At 35.6% G+C, this 17,925-nt stretch carries 20 protein-coding genes; 5 read left to right on the top strand and 15 right to left on the bottom strand.

Annotated features, from left to right (window positions below; all coding sequences use genetic code 11):
• Nucleotides 1-20: 20 nt before the first annotated feature.
• Nucleotides 21-2,345: a bifunctional 2',3'-cyclic-nucleotide 2'-phosphodiesterase/3'-nucleotidase gene (gene cpdB, locus M1D73_RS21235; protein ID WP_098583285.1), complete on the bottom strand. Its 2,325-nt coding sequence runs from the start codon at nucleotides 2,343-2,345 to the stop codon at nucleotides 21-23.
• A gap of 365 nt (nucleotides 2,346-2,710) precedes the next feature.
• Between cpdB and M1D73_RS21240 the strand changes: the two genes are divergently transcribed.
• Nucleotides 2,711-3,490, top strand: a complete 780-nt coding sequence (locus tag M1D73_RS21240) for a GDSL-type esterase/lipase family protein (RefSeq protein ID WP_000755838.1) — start codon at nucleotides 2,711-2,713, stop codon at nucleotides 3,488-3,490.
• Nucleotides 3,491-3,562: 72 nt separating this feature from the next.
• Nucleotides 3,563-4,009 (top strand): MarR family winged helix-turn-helix transcriptional regulator, encoded by a 447-nt coding sequence (locus M1D73_RS21245; RefSeq protein WP_000445819.1) that lies wholly within the window; start codon nucleotides 3,563-3,565, stop codon nucleotides 4,007-4,009.
• Nucleotides 4,010-4,033: 24 nt separating this feature from the next.
• On the opposite strand, the gene M1D73_RS21250 is transcribed toward M1D73_RS21245, so the two are convergent.
• The 7 genes from M1D73_RS21250 to argC form a co-directional block, all read right to left on the bottom strand.
• Nucleotides 4,034-4,240: a hypothetical protein gene (locus M1D73_RS21250; RefSeq protein WP_481157963.1), complete on the bottom strand. Its 207-nt coding sequence runs from the start codon at nucleotides 4,238-4,240 to the stop codon at nucleotides 4,034-4,036.
• Nucleotides 4,241-4,297: 57 nt separating this feature from the next.
• The gene (locus M1D73_RS21255; protein WP_002026296.1) at nucleotides 4,298-4,858 is read right to left on the bottom strand and encodes a DUF2062 domain-containing protein; all 561 of its coding nucleotides are present in this window, start codon (nucleotides 4,856-4,858) and stop codon (nucleotides 4,298-4,300) included.
• 138 nt (nucleotides 4,859-4,996) lie between these two features.
• A complete protein-coding gene (gene argF, locus M1D73_RS21260) occupies nucleotides 4,997-5,947 on the bottom strand; it encodes an ornithine carbamoyltransferase (RefSeq protein ID WP_071741161.1) in 951 nt (316 codons plus the stop codon).
• Between the two features lie 12 nt (nucleotides 5,948-5,959).
• Nucleotides 5,960-7,120, bottom strand: coding sequence for an acetylornithine transaminase (locus M1D73_RS21265; protein ID WP_000200549.1), 1,161 nt, complete (start codon nucleotides 7,118-7,120; stop codon nucleotides 5,960-5,962).
• A complete protein-coding gene (argB, locus tag M1D73_RS21270; RefSeq protein ID WP_086401308.1) occupies nucleotides 7,117-7,884 on the bottom strand; it encodes an acetylglutamate kinase in 768 nt (255 codons plus the stop codon). The genes M1D73_RS21265 and argB overlap by 4 nt, the downstream gene beginning before the upstream one ends.
• An 11-nt stretch (nucleotides 7,885-7,895) precedes the next feature.
• Entirely contained in the window at nucleotides 7,896-9,119 is a 1,224-nt protein-coding gene (gene argJ, locus M1D73_RS21275; protein WP_121868066.1) for a bifunctional glutamate N-acetyltransferase/amino-acid acetyltransferase ArgJ, read from the bottom strand.
• 10 nt (nucleotides 9,120-9,129) lie between these two features.
• Nucleotides 9,130-10,167, bottom strand: a complete 1,038-nt coding sequence (gene argC / locus M1D73_RS21280; RefSeq protein WP_000861256.1) for an N-acetyl-gamma-glutamyl-phosphate reductase — start codon at nucleotides 10,165-10,167, stop codon at nucleotides 9,130-9,132.
• Between the two features lie 224 nt (nucleotides 10,168-10,391).
• On the opposite strand from argC, the gene M1D73_RS21285 reads away from it, so the two are divergent.
• On the top strand, nucleotides 10,392-10,580 hold the full coding sequence (locus M1D73_RS21285) for a YqzH family protein (RefSeq protein WP_001003222.1): 189 nt from the start codon (nucleotides 10,392-10,394) through the stop codon (nucleotides 10,578-10,580).
• Nucleotides 10,581-10,609: 29 nt separating this feature from the next.
• Here M1D73_RS21285 and M1D73_RS21290 read toward each other — a convergent pair whose 3' ends face one another.
• Both M1D73_RS21290 and M1D73_RS21295 read right to left on the bottom strand, forming a co-directional pair.
• Nucleotides 10,610-11,404 carry an SDR family NAD(P)-dependent oxidoreductase gene (locus M1D73_RS21290; RefSeq protein ID WP_000147797.1) on the bottom strand — a complete coding sequence of 265 codons (795 nt, stop codon included), beginning with the start codon at nucleotides 11,402-11,404 and terminating at the stop codon, nucleotides 10,610-10,612.
• A 9-nt stretch (nucleotides 11,405-11,413) separates the two neighbouring features.
• Nucleotides 11,414-12,367 carry an MBL fold metallo-hydrolase gene (locus M1D73_RS21295; RefSeq protein ID WP_000125119.1) on the bottom strand — a complete coding sequence of 318 codons (954 nt, stop codon included), beginning with the start codon at nucleotides 12,365-12,367 and terminating at the stop codon, nucleotides 11,414-11,416.
• Nucleotides 12,368-12,532: 165 nt separating this feature from the next.
• Here M1D73_RS21295 and proI point away from each other — a divergent pair, with 165 nt between their 5' ends.
• Nucleotides 12,533-13,372 (top strand): pyrroline-5-carboxylate reductase ProI, encoded by an 840-nt coding sequence (gene proI, locus M1D73_RS21300; protein ID WP_121868067.1) that lies wholly within the window; start codon nucleotides 12,533-12,535, stop codon nucleotides 13,370-13,372.
• A 46-nt stretch (nucleotides 13,373-13,418) separates the two neighbouring features.
• Here the strand turns inward: proI and sdaAA are convergent, their stop codons facing one another.
• The 4 genes from sdaAA to rnz form a co-directional block, all read right to left on the bottom strand.
• The gene (gene sdaAA, locus M1D73_RS21305; protein ID WP_000489461.1) at nucleotides 13,419-14,297 is read right to left on the bottom strand and encodes an L-serine ammonia-lyase, iron-sulfur-dependent, subunit alpha; all 879 of its coding nucleotides are present in this window, start codon (nucleotides 14,295-14,297) and stop codon (nucleotides 13,419-13,421) included.
• 18 nt (nucleotides 14,298-14,315) lie between these two features.
• The gene (gene sdaAB, locus M1D73_RS21310; RefSeq protein ID WP_000877445.1) at nucleotides 14,316-14,975 is read right to left on the bottom strand and encodes an L-serine ammonia-lyase, iron-sulfur-dependent subunit beta; all 660 of its coding nucleotides are present in this window, start codon (nucleotides 14,973-14,975) and stop codon (nucleotides 14,316-14,318) included.
• A 165-nt stretch (nucleotides 14,976-15,140) separates the two neighbouring features.
• Nucleotides 15,141-15,353, bottom strand: a complete 213-nt coding sequence (locus M1D73_RS21315; protein WP_000233385.1) for a hypothetical protein — start codon at nucleotides 15,351-15,353, stop codon at nucleotides 15,141-15,143.
• Between the two features lie 502 nt (nucleotides 15,354-15,855).
• Nucleotides 15,856-16,779, bottom strand: coding sequence for a ribonuclease Z (gene rnz, locus M1D73_RS21320; protein ID WP_000397455.1), 924 nt, complete (start codon nucleotides 16,777-16,779; stop codon nucleotides 15,856-15,858).
• A 189-nt stretch (nucleotides 16,780-16,968) separates the two neighbouring features.
• Between rnz and M1D73_RS21325 the strand changes: the two genes are divergently transcribed.
• On the top strand, nucleotides 16,969-17,220 hold the full coding sequence (locus M1D73_RS21325) for a DUF3932 family protein (RefSeq protein ID WP_000665709.1): 252 nt from the start codon (nucleotides 16,969-16,971) through the stop codon (nucleotides 17,218-17,220).
• Nucleotides 17,221-17,254: 34 nt separating this feature from the next.
• Here M1D73_RS21325 and M1D73_RS21330 read toward each other — a convergent pair whose 3' ends face one another.
• The gene (locus tag M1D73_RS21330) at nucleotides 17,255-17,794 is read right to left on the bottom strand and encodes a hypothetical protein (protein WP_000529166.1); all 540 of its coding nucleotides are present in this window, start codon (nucleotides 17,792-17,794) and stop codon (nucleotides 17,255-17,257) included.
• Nucleotides 17,795-17,925 lie beyond the last annotated feature (131 nt).

Consider the following 17,925-nt stretch of genomic DNA (forward strand, 5'->3'; position numbering starts at 1 on the left):
ATCCTTTTTATATTTCTTGACTATCTATTCGCTTTCTTTCTTCTAAATAACAGAAGTAATCCCGCTCCAACAAACGCAAGACCAGCTCCAATTGTAGAAGCAATACTTGCACCTGTTTTCGGTAAATCACGTTCATCTTTTTCAGCTTCTTTATTTTCACTTACAGTTGTTGTTTCTTTTGTATTTTGATCATCTGTTGTAGTTTGTCCAGATCCAGTATTGTTTCCATCTTGCTTTGGTTCATTACCATTATTACCTTCTTCTGTTGGCGGTGTTGTTGGGTTTTCTCCATCACCTTTTGGTGGTGTCGTCGGATTTTCTCCACCACCTGTTGGCGGTGTTGTTGGGTTTCCTTCACCAGTTTCTTTATCATCATTTTTCTTCGTTATATCAATTGCATATTTCGCAAATTCATTTTCAGATGGTCCAACATATGAAATCTTTCCATCTTTCTTTATATACTTTTGTGCATTTGGTGAAGAATCAAATGTTGTATTTAATTTATCTGCAACAATCGGTTTAAATGTCCAATTTTGATCAGCTGCTGGATCAATATCTTTTATTTTTTGCATATACTTCACAATGATTTGACGTGTTTCATCTTGTGATTGGTATACAACTTCCCCTTTACTTACACCTGGGAACGTTTGGCTACTTCCACGATAGTTATTTGTAGCGACGATGAACTCTTGCTTGTCAGCTACTGGCTTACCTTCATATGTCATATTTACAATACGATTCGTATTTGCATTTACAACTTTTCCATCTTTATCGTATTTCGCCGGTTGTGTTACATCAATTTCGTATTTTAAGCCATCTAAAATATCAAAGTTATATGTAGGATACCCTATATTTACTAACGGCTGTTCTTCTGTTTTCTTTGGATCAATTTGATTAAACTGACCTGCAGACATTTCAAGCCATTCTTTCACTTGTGCCCCATTTACTTTTACAGCATATAACGTATTTGGATATACATATAAATCTGCAACGTTTTTAATCGCTAACGTTCCAGCTGGAATATCCGTATAATATGTAGCACCGTTTCGGCCACCTGCTTTAAATGGTGCGCCTGCAGATAAAACCGGAATATCTTTAATCTTTTCGTACTCTGGTTTTTTAAGTTCTTGTTCTACATACCATTTTTGCGCATTTGTCACAATTTGTACGGAAGGATCATCTTGTACTAATGAAAAATAACTATTAATTGGTGCTTTCGTTTTACCTACAGGTGTATTTACATAGTCGATTGTCGCTTGATGCTCATCTTTAATTTCATTAACTAATTTTTCATCAGATTCTACTAATGGGGTACCTTTACTATTAGCAATCGGGCGAAGTTGTGGCTTAGATTGATCTTTTTGTACTTCCCATTTTCCGTTTACCTTTTTCAATTGCATATCAATAATACCTAAGTTACTTCCAAAGACACCAGGCATTACAACTGGAACACCATTAAATACATCCTTCACTTCAGTATGTGAATGTCCCATTAATACTGCATCTACGCCAGGAACTTCTGTCGCTAAATAAAACGATGAATTTTCCATTCCTTCGTTGTATCCACTCTTATCAACACCTGAATGCGCTAGTGCAACTATAATATCCGCACCTTGCGCCTTCATTTCCGGAACTAATTTTTTCGCTGTTTGCACAATATCTTTTGCCTTTACTTTTCCTTCTAAATTCGCTTTATCCCAATTCATAATTTGTGGTGGAACAAATCCCATTACACCAATCTTCACTATTTGTTTTTGGCCTGCTTCATCCACTACTTCTTTCTCTAAAATATGATATGGTTTATCAAAGTAATGCTCGTCATTCTCATCATTACCATCATGGTCATCTATATAGACATTCGAGTTAATAACCGGGAAATCCGTTTTTTCAATCACTTTATTTAAATAATCTAAACCGTAGTTAAATTCATGATTCCCAAGAGAGATGACGTCATACTTCATTAAATTCATTACACGATATAATGGATGTGTATAACTAGGATCCACAGGATTCTTCGGATCTTTTATTTTATTTGCTACATAATCTCCAAGCGGTGTCCCTTGTAATGCATCTCCATCATCAAATAGGACAGAGTTTTTCGCTTCTTCACGCGCTTTATTAACGAGTGTTGCCGTTTGTACGAGACCTACTTTATTATCTGTTTTCGTTTGATAATAATCGTAATTCATTAAGTTAACGTGAATATCTGATGTTTCTAGAATTCGTAAGTTAACTGTACTCTCCCCAGCGTTCTCATCTGCATGAGCTGTTGTTGGCATTACTTGCGGTGCTATAACACCAATCGCAAGAGTTGCTCCAGCTAGCATTTTTTTTGACTTTTTCACAAAAAATCCCCCTTATACAATTACCAGAAATAATGAAATGAATCCCTATCTGTCTCTAACCACATACCTTTTTTCTTCTATTAGAGACACAATTTTCATTTCACCCTGCGCTAACGAGTAGTCCCCTTAAACGCTCGATTGATGAAGACTAACAATTAATAGGAAATAAAGCTCCCACTAATTAAAATTTCACCTTATCTGACATTATCATATATAAAGTTCTTTCCTATCGTCAATATTTTTTGACAAACTTCAACAAATTTTCTGTAAAGTTATTATAAACTTTTCATAAACATATAATATGCCCTTACATTGCTAATACTGCTGAATATGATACAATTACCAATTACAAGGAGGATGAATTTATGAAAAAAGTCATCTTAACAATTGTTTGTCTCCTCCTTCTGATCATTTCTTATTCTTATTTTGAAAAGAACGACGAGACAAAACAAAATGAACCCGAAGAAAAAACAGAAAAAACATCTACTCCAAGTTGGATTGATAAGCAAACAAACGATTCCTTTTATCATCTCGTACTAGGTGATTCGCTCGCCAAAGGATATGGATCAACACAAGGTGGATTTGCTGAATTAGCCTCTAAACAAATAGAAGCACAAATTCATAAACCAATTACTGTAGAAAACCTTGGGATAAACGGTCTTACAACAGATCGTCTCGCTAAAAAAGTTCAATCAGAAGATGTAAAGCAAAAAATTAGAGCAGCAAATATCATTACCATTAATATTGGAGGAAATAATTTATTTCGCTTAAATCGTGATGTCGGTGTTATAGACGGTATTAAAATGTTAAATAAAGAAAAAGCTCATTTTGAAGCGGATGTAAAAAATATTGTAAAGACAGTCCGAGATCAAAATCCGGATGCTTTACTCATTCTTTCTGAACTCTATAACCCATTACAACTCGATGACTCCATCGCAAGTTATGCAGATATGTTTTTAGACGGCTGGAATGAATCCGTTTATTCCATTGCAAAAGTGAATCAACCATCTATCGTTTTGCCAATTCGTAAATTAATATCGAATGATAAAAAAGAATTGCTCTTTGACCAAGTACACCCAAATGATAAAGGCTATACGATTATTGCCGATTCATTTACAAAAAAAGTGTTGGCCTACAAATATTAAAATTCCCATGAAACAATTCTATTTTTATAACATGTCTTTTTTGTTACAATGAGAGTGGAAGGGGGCCTTTATATGGAATCACGCGAGTGGGAACGTATTGTTGATCATCTTCTTTCGCTAGTGCCTCTTTTTTATCGCAAATTTATGCTTCCTGGAGAATTTTCTTCTCAAAGACATATGCCGCCATCACATACACAAGTATTACTGCTTTTGCATGAAAACGGCACATTAGCAGTTTCCGAAATCGGCAAGCGGCTAGCGATTTCACGGCCTAACATGACACCTCTATTAAACAAACTTATTCAAGAAGAACTAATAGAGCGTCATTATAGCGAAAAAGATCGACGGGTCATTTTAATTTCCCTAACAGCTGAAGGGAAATTATTAGTAAATCAGTATCAGCAATTCATTTTAGACAAACTAAAAGAAAATTTCCAAACATTATCTGAGGAAGAGCGCGAAAAGCTCATTCATTCTCTTCAAACCATTCAAAATTTAATTTTGAAAACAAACGTATAAAGCTGCTTCTAAATAGAAGCAGCTTTATGATTCGTAATAATTACCATAGTACACATTGGAATATGGCCATGTTGTTAAATATGGTTTTTTTTCCTGTGTAGGCTGTTGTTGTGGTATTTGTGATAATTGCTGTAATTGTTGTTGCCAATATAATTCGTATTGTCTACTCGTATCATAAACCGGATAATAATTTACATATGGATATACTTGAGGTACGTAATAATAATACATTATCCTCTCCTCCTTTTTCTTAAACATATTCAAAGGAGAAAATGGATGTGACATTGTTTATAATTGTACAAGTGGTTCTCTCACTCGTTTCTTCCTTTTCTTCAAGCGTAACTTACGGTTCTTTTCGTATAAATAATGCACAACGAAATACGAAATGAGACCAAACACAACTCCTAAAATCGTCATTCCAATTAATACATACACTTCACTTTGTAATAAGCTCTTTAATATCGTAAAAATGTGACTTGAAAACAAGTCCGATATCTTAAATGGTTCATGATGAATTTTCTGTACATGAAATGGATAAATCATTTTTCCTAGCGCATACGCAAGCGGAAATAAAAATACTGGGAGAAACGATATTTTCCCAATAATATTGCCAATAACTGCCGCAGGAAAAGATCCCTTTGCTAACCTGACGATTGGATAAAATATTACATATACGAGCGATGCCGTATAAATGACTAACATTTCTAAGCCGAATCCTATAGCAAACCCTAACGATACTTTCTTTGCGCCTTCTGGCGATCGAAGCAACTTATAATATTGAAACTTTAATATTCTCCACATCCGCTGAAAAAACGAATATGTTTTCTTAGTTGTTTTCACCCTCATCATCTCTTTAACTATATTTTTATATGTAGTATGTCCTTACACACTCTGAAAAACAAATTTAGTTTTCTCTTTTATTATAAATGATATCGAAATGGTTAACTAAATATACATATGACATTTTAATATAAAAAAACCTCCCTTTTAGGAAGGCTCTTCTACATTTTTAAATAAACTCACTAATAACGCTTTTTGAGCATGCAATCGATTACCAGCTTGCTCAAAGACGATAGAATGTGGTCCATCTATAATTTCTCCTGTTACTTCTTCTTCACGATGGGCAGGTAAACAGTGTAAGAAACGATATGTTTGCTTCGCATGCTTAGCAAGTTCGTTATTGATTTGGTATGGATGAAATAAAGTATATTTCTCTTCTTCGCCCTCTTGCCCCATGCTCATCCAAACGTCAGTATAAATGAAATCAGCTTCATTCACCGCTAATTCAGGATCATGCAAAACTTCAATTTCAACTCCTGTTTCCTTGGCAATCGCTAACGCTTTTTTTACAATCTCTTCATTCGGTTCATATCCTACAGGCGTTGCAACAGTCATATGCATTCCGACTTTTGCACTCGCTAGCAACAATGAATGACATACATTATTTCCGTCACCTACGTAAGCCAATTTTATTCCTTTAAATGTATTTGTTTCTTCATATATCGTCATGAGGTCTGCCAATGCTTGACAAGGATGATGATCATCCGTTAAACCGTTAATAACAGGAATACTTGATTCTTTTGCAAGCTCTTCTACATCCGCGTGCGAGAATGTACGTATCATAATCCCGTCAATATACTGCGATAATACTTTCGCAGTATCTGAAACAGTTTCTCCTCTTCCCATTTGCATCTCTTTTCCACTTAAAAACATACCATGTCCCCCGAGTTGTACCATTCCCGCTTCAAAAGATACACGAGTACGAGTTGAATGCTTATCAAAAATAAGCCCTAATATTTTGCCTTGTAATAAAGGCTCTTGCTTATTCTTTTTTAAATATATAGCGAACTCAATTAAAGAAATAATTTCTTCTTTCGTTAATTCTTCTAGTGTTAAAAGATCTTTCGTATTTAATTTCGGTACTTGTACAGTTGACATGAAACTTCCCCCTTATATGATTGATACGTTTTTTGTACAAACTACTTTTTTTATTATATATACTGCCTGTTCTAACTCTTCATTCGTGACAATGAGTGGCGGTAATAGTCTTATAACATTAGGGCCTGCTTGTAATACGAGAAGCCCTTCGTTTTCTAGTTGTTCTATAAAACTTGCAACTTCATGCTTACACTCAATCCCAATCATAAGCCCCTTACCACGTATATTTTGAATACATTCGACATGCTGTAATTCCTCTTGCAACTTCTCTAATACGTACTCGCCCTTTTCTTGTACTTCTTTTAAAAACGATGGTTTTTTACTCACTTGCAATACTTCTTTCGCTGCAGCCATCGCGATGTAATTCCCGCCAAAAGTTGAACCGTGTGATCCTGCAGTAAACGACGTTCCGAGCTCTTTCCGGCCAATCATCGCTCCGACAGGAACCCCATTCCCAAGTGCCTTTGCAACGGTAACGATATCAGGCTCTATTCGCACTTGTTCATAAGCGAATAGTGTTCCAGTTCTTCCTATCCCCGTTTGTACTTCGTCTATAATAAATAAGGAACCGAACTTATTACATAATGTTTCAATCTCTTTCAAAAAAGATAGATCGGCAGGTATTACTCCTCCCTCTCCTTGAACAACTTCTACCATTACCGCCGCAACTTCTTCATTCATTACTTCCTCTAATGCTTTAATATCATTAAAAGGGATATGTAAAAAAGATGGAAGTAATGGACCAAATCCTTCTTTTACCTTATCTTGGCCTGTTGCACTCATCGTTCCAAATGTTCTACCGTGAAAAGACTGCTGGCATGTTACGACGAGAGATTTTCCAGTATGCTTACGTGCTAACTTTAAAGCCGCTTCATTTGCCTCTGCCCCACTATTACAGAAAAACACATAATCTAATGCTCTATTTTCTGTTAATAATGACGCAACTTCTTCTTGTAAGCTGTTTGTAAACAGGTTAGATATATGCCATATATCATCAAGTTGATCTTGTACACCTTTGAGAACAGTAGGGTGACAATGTCCTAAATTACATACGCCAATTCCTGATGTGAAATCTAAATATTCCTTACCGTTATTATCAATAACTTTCGTTCCAGTTCCCTTTACAAACTCAATAGTTCTTCTGCCATACGTTTGAAAAAGATGACTCGTCATGCAATACTCACGCCTTTCATTACCGTCGTTCCAATACACTCTCCCGTAACCTCAGTAAAATCTTTTGTACCATTCACAATACTTATCTTTTGCACTCCCATTTTTAATGATGCTAGTGCCGCCTGTACTTTCGGAATCATCCCACCTGTAATAACACCTGTTTCTATAAAAGTAGCAATTTCAGATTCATCCGTTTCCTTTACCAAATTCCCTTCATGTAATATTCCATCTACATCCGTAATAAAAATCAGCTCTTTTGCCCCTAACGCAGCCGCAATCCCAGCTGCAGCATTGTCCGCATTTATGTTATAAATTTCATTACCATTTACCCCGATTGGAGCAATAACAGGAATATACCCCATATTTATTAATCCTTTTAATAAGGCTGTTTCTACATAACTTACTTCTCCCACATATCCTATCTCCTCGCTGACAGGTTGAACTTGAAGTAAATTGCCGTCACACCCTGAACAACCTACAGCAAGTAAATTATGCTTTTGTAAATTCATTACGAATTTTTTATTCGTACTTCCGCATAGCACCATTTGAACAACATCCATAACTTCTTTTGGTGTTATCCGTAATCCATCTCTTTTTTCTACGTTGATGTTACAATCTTTTAATTTGGCATCAATTTCTGGTCCACCACCATGAACAATCACTACTTTATACTTCTGTTGCAATTTCTTTATACATTCAAAAAACACATCATTTAATTGATTCAACATACTACCGCCGCATTTCACTACAATATAATCGCTCATCTTCTCTCTCCTTATGTACGATAACAAGCATTTATTTTCACATATTCATAGCTTAAGTCACAGCCCCAAGCTGATCCTGTCTCTTCACCTAAGTGTAAGTACACATTAATGACTATTTCATCTTCTTGTAATCTCTCTTTCATTTCTTCTTCAGAAAATATTTGAGGCTCACTATTTTTTAATACCGATATAGATTGAAGAGTAATGTCAATTGTGTTCGGATTAATAACTACTTCACTTTGTCCAATACTGCTAATAATTCGCCCCCAGTTTGGGTCTTCACCATGTATTGCTGTTTTCACAAGACTCGAACCGACTATTTGCTTTGCAATTTTTTTTGCCTCTTCATTCGTTTGAGCTCCTAGCACATTTACTTCTATTAACTTCGTAGCGCCTTCACCATCTTGCGCAATTTTTTTTGCTAAATCTTCACATACCTTCTGTAAAGCACATACGAAAGTTTCCCAATCTGTATGTTCCATATTTATCGGGCTTGTTTCTGATAATCCACTTGCCATAACGATGACCATATCATTCGTAGAAGTATCTCCATCTACCGTAATTTGATTAAATGTATGATTCGTAATTTGGGATAATGCTGTTTGCAATACGTCATGCTCTATATGAGCATCTGTCGTAATAAAACTAAGCATCGTTGCCATATTCGGATGAATCATCCCTGAACCCTTTGCAACACCCGCAATCGCCACTTTCTTCCCATCAATAATCATTTCATAGCAAGTTTCTTTCGTGATAAGATCCGTCGTTAAAATTGCTTCAGAAAAAGAATACGCTCCACTTTCTTCCTTCGTCGGTATAAGAGTTGCAATCCCCTTTCGGATTATATCCATCGGCAGTGGAACACCAATTACACCTGTTGAAGCTACTGCAACGTAATTTTCTTTCACTCCAAAATGTTCCGCCCCTAACGCGCGCATCTCGTATGCGTCTTGTAATCCTTGCATTCCAGTACAAGCATTTGCATTTCCACTATTAACGATAATTGCTTGTAACTTCCCTTCTGCCGTTATACTATCCTTTGTTACTTGCAAAGGGGCTGCTTGTATTTGATTCGTTGTATACACAGCGGCACATGATGCTGGTACGTCACAAACGATTGCCCCTAAATCCTTTTTCTCCTTTTTCAGACCATTTACAGTACCAATTGCCGAAAAGCCTTTAGGCGTTACAATTGAACCATTTTCTAATTTTGTAATAGACGCTACTTTAATCATCATGTCCCCCTTATAGATAAAGCGGCATATGTTGTAAACCTGTTGTCTCTTCTAGTCCCGCTATTATGTTTGCATTTTGAATCGCTTGCCCAGCCGCGCCTTTCATCATATTGTCTATAACAGAAACGACCGTAACTCTTTCAGTTCTTTCATCGTAAGCTATGCCAATATCACAATAATTTGAGCCTCTCACTTCTTTTGGACTTGGAAATTTCCCTTGCGTACAAATTCGGATGAAAGGCGATTGTTCATACGTTTCTTCATACAATTTTTGAAGTTGCTTTATTTCCATCTTTTGTTTTACTTTTGCATAAAGTGTAATCATAATTCCTCGTGATATCGGTATTAAATGTGTGCTAAATGTAATTGGCTGTGATCCATTATTCCATTCTGTAAGCATTTGCTCAATCTCTGGAACGTGCTGATGCTCATTCACTTTATAAATGTGCAAGTTATCATATAGCTCAGGAAAGTGAGTCATTGTTGTTGGTGTTTTACCTGCTCCTGATACCCCTGATTTCGCATCAATAATAATCGAATCTTCTTCAATCATGCCGCTACGTACTAACGGCGCTATCGCTAGCAATGTGGCTGTAGCAAAACATCCTGGGTTTGCAATTAAATTTGCCTTTTGAATCCCAGTCCTTTTCCATTCACTTAACCCATACACTGCTTTTCTAAGAATTTCTTCTTTCGCTGCTGGCCTTTTATACCACAGTTCATATGACGAAGGATCTATCATACGAAAGTCTCCAGATAGGTCAATTACTTTTAAACCTTCTGCTAATAACTTGGGAGTTAACTCCGCCGATACTCCTGCTGGTGTTGCTAGAAATACGATTTCTGCTTCTTTCCCTATTGTCTTCACATCAATTTCTTGTAACGTATGAACGAGAACATTTCGAAGATGCGGATATACATTTGTTATACACTCACCAACTTGCGAAAAAGAATGAAGAGATGCTATCGAAAAATATGGATGTTGTTCTAATAAACGAATTAATTCAATGCCCCCATATCCAGTGGCTCCAATAATTGCGACTTTCATAAGTTCCTCCTCAAATCGATTCTTTAAATTAAGTATGATTATAATATTGTATATTTATAGAGTCAATTAAATATTTATAAATTTTTAAATCTAAAAAAACTTAATTTTATTAGAAAAATAATATACTCAACCGAATTTTTATACAAAAATAGTGCATAGTAGTTTTTTTATTTCACTTCAAGTACAATAAAACAATACATACGTACATACAGGCGGGAAAAAATATGAACGAAAAATTAATTGAGAAAATGATTATAAAAAGTTTTCAGCAATATCAATGCAGTCCAATATCAAAAGAAGATCAGGAAATGCTAGTGAAACATATTCAAACGGTGACTCATTCAAATATTGAAATTGATTTATACGAGGAGATTGAGGATATTGTTTATGATTATGTGACTGGAAAACAATAAAAAATAGGAGATTTCCATGTGGAAATCTCCTATTTTTTACTTAATGATTTACCTGCTACACGTTCAAATAAACCTGGGAATAAAGCATAAAGTTTTGGACCAATTCCCATCCACTTCGGTAAGTTTACTTCACGTTTTTTCGTGTGCATCGACTTTACAATTTGTTCTGCTACGTATGTTGGTTTTAACATGTAACGTCCCATATTCTTTACATATGTACCAGATTGATCCGCTATTTCAAAAAAGTTTGTATCTATCGGACCTGGATTAATTGCTGTAACATAAATATCTGTATTCGCTAATTCCATGCGTAAACTATTCGTAAATCCTAATACAGCATGTTTCGTTGCTGCATACGCACTTGATTTCGGAGTTGCAATTTTTCCGGCAAGTGAAGCAATATTAATAATATGTCCTTCGTTCTTGTTTACCATATAAGGTAGTACCGCTTTCGTACATGCTACTAATCCAAATACATTTACTTGGAACATATCTTTTACTTCACCCATTGACGCATCTTCAAACGTTTTAAAAATACCAAATCCCGCATTGTTTACTAATATATCAATACGTCCCACTTCTTGTAATACCTTTGAAAAAACAGACTGTACTTCCATCTCTTCACTTACATCTAATACATAATAATAGCAAGGCGTATTATAAGTTTCTTTAATTTTGTCTACTAACACTTGTAGTTTCTCTTCTGTTCGAGCCATTAATACTGGAGTCGCTCCCTGTGCTGCAACTTGCATTGCAACTTGCTCACCAATCCCACTAGAAGCACCTGTAATGACGATTACTTTATTTTGTAAACGTCCTGTCATTGCTGTCACCTACTTTGCATAATAAATCAATTGTTGCGATGACTCATCAATCATCACTTGTTGATTATATGCTAAATAGTCCAATTGTCCAACCGTTTCTGAAATAGTAAGTGGTAATTGTTCTTTATATAATACCGGAAATAGTTTTACACATACTTCAAATGCTGTCATTGGTTTTTCCTTTAATAACTCAAGCACTTTAAAAGCACGTGTTTCTTGCTTTTGTAATCTCGTTTCAATAAGTTGTTTCACATTTAGAACATCTTCCCCATGCCCTGATAAAATGCGTGAAATATTCATTTCGCTTAAACGCTGTAATGTTTGATTATATTGTAGTAATGGGCGTGCCCGCTCTGTTTGCCCTTCATATGGCGGTTCTAGTATTGGATTCGAAGAAATATGACTAATGAGAGCATCTCCACCAATTAATATTCCATCAGATTCTCTATATAAAGAAATATGAGTAGAAGCATGACCTGGTGTTTCAAGCACTGTAAATCCAGGCAAAGAATCAATACGATCTCCTTCTCTCACAGTATGCGTTAACGATCTATTACAAGAATATTTAAGTGTCCTCGTCGTCAATAACGACTCGTCTTTCAAAAATGCTGCTGGCACACCAAACTGTAAGGCCGTCTCTCTAAAAAATTCATGATACCGCTTTAAAAATTCTGGATTTTGTGTAATCCAAGGCTCATTCCAAGGATGTCCAATAATATTCGTCTTCTCAGAAAATATATTTAAAAGTCCACAATGATCTGCATGATGATGCGTAATGACTACTGTTTCAATATCTTCTATCGTATGTCCTAATGCACCTAATTGACTTTCTAACGCATTCCTTGCCTCTTCTGTATTCGTCCCTGTATCAATTAATGTTAATGTCTCCCCCTCAACTAAAAACACATTCACAGTTTCCACTGCAAATGGTACAGGAATCTCCATTCGGTGAATCGCCGTCATGCTTAGCCCCCCTGTCTCTTTCCGGTTCAAAAATGAATACTTCTTCAGTTTACAACTTCTATATATATTTGTCATTATTTTCAGATAAAAAGAGGTGTTTCCTATAAAAAAACGAATGTATGTACATTTATAAGAATTTCTAACCAAAATTAAAGGAGGAACATCATGTCTATTCAAAACATTTCCTTTCTCGGTGCAGGCTCTATTGCCGAAGCTATTATTGGTGGCTTGTTACATGCAAATGTCGTTAAAGGTGAACAAATTACTGTAAGTAATCGTTCTAACGAGACAAGATTACAAGAGCTACATAAAAAATACGGTGTCAAAGGTACTCATAATAAAAAAGAATTACTTACTGATGCAAATATTCTTTTTCTAGCAATGAAACCAAAGGATGTTGCAGAGGCGCTTACCCCTTTTAAAGAATACATAAATAATAACGTGCTTATTATTTCATTACTAGCAGGTGTTTCTACTGACTCAATTAGAAAACTACTTCAAAAAGACGTTCCAATTATTCGTGCAATGCCAAATACATCCGCAGCCATTTTAAAATCAGCTACCGCTATCTCCCCTTCAAAACATGCAACAGCGGAGCATATTCGCACTGCAACATCTTTATTTGAAACGATTGGTCTCGTCTCTGTTGTAGGGGAAGAAGATATGCATGCTGTCACTGCATTATCCGGAAGTGGACCTGCTTATATTTATTACGTAGTGGAAGCTATGGAAGAAGCTGCAAAAAAAATCGGTTTAAAAGAAGATGTTGCAAAATCACTTATTCTTCAAACGATGATTGGTGCTGCTGAAATGCTAAAAGCAAGTGACAAACACCCTTCTATTTTGAGAAAGGAAATTACTTCTCCTGGTGGAACTACCGAAGCAGGTATTGAAGTATTACAAGAACATAAATTTCAACAAGCACTTATTTCTTGTATTACACAGGCAACGAAACGATCACATAATCTTGGAAAAACATTAGAACAACTAACAAAAGAAAAATAGAAAAAGGAGCTCAAGTTTATTTGAGCTCCTTTTTCTATAATTACACTTAGTTATTGTTCTTCCCAAAAATCTCTTCTTGCAGGCGACGACCAGTCGGCGTTGCTGCAAGTCCACCTTCTGCTGTTTCACGAAGTGCTACTGGCATCGTTTGTCCGATTCTAAACATTGCCTCAATTACTTCATCACATGGAATTGTACTCGTTACACCAGCTAATGCTAAATCTGCTGAAATCATCGCATTCGCAGCTCCTGCTGCATTACGTTTTACACAAGGTACTTCTACAAGTCCTGCAACAGGATCACACACTAAACCAAGCATGTTCTTTAATGAAATTGCCATCGCTGTAGCTGCTTGATCTTGTGTTCCACCAGCCATCTCAACTGCGGCTGCAGCCGCCATTCCACTTGCTGAACCAACTTCAGCTTGGCATCCTCCCGCTGCACCAGAAATACAAGCGTTATTCGCAACAACCATACCGAAAGCTCCTGCTGTAAATAAGAATTCAATCATTTCTTCACGTGTAGGCTGCAATTTTTCTCTTAGTGCAAATAGTACACCTGGCACTGTTCCAGCAGAACCTGCTGTTGGTGTTGCACAAATAATTCCCATCGCTGCGTTTACTTCATTTGTTGCAACAGCTTTGCTTACTGCATCCAAAATCGTATCTCCAGATAAGCCTTTTCCGCTCTTCATATACGCTTGAACTTTTACAGCATCTCCACCAGTTAAACCAGTTGGTGATTTCACGCCGCGAATACCACGTTCTACTGCTTGCTCCATCACGACTAAGTTCTTTTCCATACCAGCAATTACTTCTTCACGTGAAATACTTCTTGTTTCCATTTCACATTGAATCATAATTTCTGCGATTTTTACATTTTGTTCTTTAGCTTGCGCCACTAGTTCCGCTGCGTTCCGAAACATGGTGTGTCCCCCCTGCAATTATTCCATAATAGTTACTTGACAAATATTTTGTTGCGCTTTTATTTCTTCAATTACTTCATCTGCTAATAATTCATCTGTTTCAATGACCATAAGCGCTCTTCTTCCTTTTTCTTTACGAGAAACACTCATTGTACTAATGTTAATCTCATGTTTCGCAAGGATTGAAGCTACCGCTGCAATAGCACCGAAGCGATCGTTATTTACAATAAGTAGTGCTGGGCTCGTGCCTGATAATTGAAGATCGAATCCGTTTAATTCTACAACTTCAATTTTACCGCCACCAATTGAGCAAGCAACAACTTCAATTTCATCTTCACCTTTATACAAACGAATTCTCGCTGTATTTGGATGAGGTGCATTGGCATCTTCTTCAATGAATTCCACTTCAATTTCGCGCTCTTTTGCTATTTCTAGCGCCTCTGGAATACGTAAGTCATCTGTTTCAAATCCTAATATTCCACCGATTAGTGCTACATCCGTACCATGCCCTCGATACGTCTTTGCAAATGATCCATATAACGAAATGCTTACTCTTTCTGGTTCATGACGAAACAGCTGGCGAGCAACTTGCCCCATTCTTGCCGCGCCTGCTGTATGTGAACTTGATGGTCCAATCATAACTGGACCGATAATATCAAATACTGAGCGATACTTCATCATAACTCCCCCTAAACCTCTATGAAAAAATTTATTCTACTATTCTATTAAGTTGCTACATCTGTCGCTTTTCCAGTTGTACCACGAATTTGTTCTGCTGTACGAATTGGATAGTTTTTGAATAAAAGTAATCCAATATAACCTGAAATAATACCAGTTATCATACTACATAAGAATCTTAGCATTATTTTCATTTAAAAATGATACAAGATGATCCAGAATAAAGTCTGGTAGCAATCCAAAGTTTAACACAGAAGCCATTGCAAGCATAGCATAAACAAGTGATATAACCATTGCTAATGCAACTAAATTTGCACCCGCTATTCCGCCTAGACTACCTGCTGATGTTCTGAACTCTTTTAAAGAGTGGTGTACCAATTAAATCTCCACCACCTTATTAATAAAAAGCTTCTACTAAGGAACTCGCAATAGCTACACTTGCTAATCATATCGTTTAGCTAAAAAGTGAAAAAGACTTATGACAAATAATAGTAATATCTTTCCTATTATAATTCTCGTGTTACTCTCTCATGATTTAGTCAACTTCACTTGTTACGATAATGACTAAAATACATGCGACTTATCATAAATTATAATCTGCCCTCATTATAGCTTGTTTTTTATAAAACGCTTACTTTTGTTGAATTTTAAAAGTTCTGAATAAAATTCCATTTCTGCTATTTGTATCACTTGTATGTCATCTGACTTATATAACAGTTTTTCTAAATAATCATTATTTCGTATTTTTATCGTATATATTCAAACCATTCTAATTTTCTGTACCATCCAAGTATAAGTATAAAATAATAACAGTTTTATTTTTAAATTTTTTTAGACATAAAAAAATGGTAACCCGCCGTTACCATTTTTTACAAAATTATTATTTTTCTACTGGGAATGATTTCAAATCTGTCGCTATTTCTGTATTAGAAAACAACTCTCTAGCCTCTTTCAATAATTCCTTATATGTATCTCCTTGATAACGAGAACTAATGTGAGTTAATATTAGTCGCTTCGCATTTGCCTGAAGTGCAATGCTCGCAGCTTGCTTAGATGTAGAATGAAAATAATCATACGCTTGTTGCTCATCTTCTGCTGCGAAAGTCGCTTCATGGACAAGTACATCTGCATCTTGCGCAAGCTCCCTACTCGCTTCGCAATATCGCGTATCACCTAAGATAGTAATAATTCTTCCTTTTTGAGGTGGGCCGATAAACTCATTTCCATTTAATATCGTGCCATCCTCTAATTCAACTACTTCACCATCTTTTAAACGTTTAAAGATTGGACCTGGTTTCACACCCATCTCAAGCAACTTATCAACTAAAAGAGCACCTTGTATATCTTTCTCTACAATACGATATCCAAAGCATTCTATACCGTGTGACAATCTTTTCGTTTCTACATAAAATTCATTATCTTCAAATACGGTACCTTCTTCTGTTATCTCCACAACTTCAAGTGGATATTTCACATGTGTCGTACTTACCGATAATGCCACTTCAATAAATTGTTTAATTCCTTTCGGTCCATACACCGTTAAAGGCGTAGTTCCTCCTTGAAATGAACGGCTACCTAATAAACCAGGCAATCCAAAAATATGATCGCCATGTAAATGCGTAATAAATATTTTTTCAATGCGGCGCGGACGTACAGATGTATGTAATATTTGATGTTGCGTGGCCTCGCCACAATCAAATAACCAAGTTTGTCCTCGTTCTTCTAACAATTGTAAAGCAATTGCTGAAACGTTCCTTCCTTTTGAAGGAACACCTGCACCAGTTCCTAAAAATACAAATTCCACTTTCTTTCCTCCAGCTCTAAATATACTCTATCTCTCATCTTACGGAATGTTATTTCAAATGGCAAATTGAATTTACATAACCAAACATCTAGACAACTATATAACACGAACGTTATACTCAAAAAATTTAGCTATCGTTCGTGTTTTGTGTTAAAATGATTATACTACATTTTAAGGGAGCGTTTTATTATGAAAGAAGTATTTCGTTTACAAACTGATTTTTCATCTTCATTTGATCGCTGGGTAAGTTCTTTCGTGTCTGATCACCCAGCACAATTAGAATGGACAACTTTAAAGGAATTAATCCATGAATATACAACATCACATACAAATGATACGTTACCAGCATATATTTCTTCAGCTTTAACATATTACGCCCAACGCGTTTCAACTACAAACAGTTCAGAGATTGTTATTTTTGAAAACCCTACAATCTCGTAATCTATAATAAAAAAGCACTGGTTACAGTGCTTTTTTATTTATACTTATTTAGCAAATGATTATATTCCGTCCAAAAGTCGGTATACATACTTCGCTCAAACTCATTTGAAATTATCTTTTCACTTGATTTATTAAATAATTCTTTTGCTTGTAGTGCAAAAGAAACAATTTGTTTTCTATATTCATTTTCATTTACTTCTATATGAAGCCCTTCATAGTATATAGCCTTTTGATCAGTAGAAATAACTTTGACAAAATCCTTTAAAACCACATTTTCACCTATATGGTTTATAGTCCAATGAATTGAAATTGGGCATCCTAACATGAGCATAGTGCCACATCCGTGCAAAATAAGCCCCTCTTCATTTTCAATATCACAAATATATTCTTTATCTAAAGTTCGTAACAGAGCTAAAGCTGATTCACTTATTCCCCATTCCTCATCCATACCTGTTTGTGTAATAATCGTTCCATCCACATTTAAATAAATTTCCCCGTGAGAACATAAATCTTCCTGCTCATTAAACAACCACTTTTGATTCTCAATATTTATAATAAAATTTTGTGGTCCCATTACAAATTCCCCTTTTATAAAAATATTTATTTTTCATATTATTTATAATCAATATCATACATTTCATCCCACATATCTATTATAAATCCGTTTAATATTTTAAAAACACAGATAAAAAAGATATTGACACT

Source organism: Bacillus sp. PK3-067 (assembly GCF_056738645.1).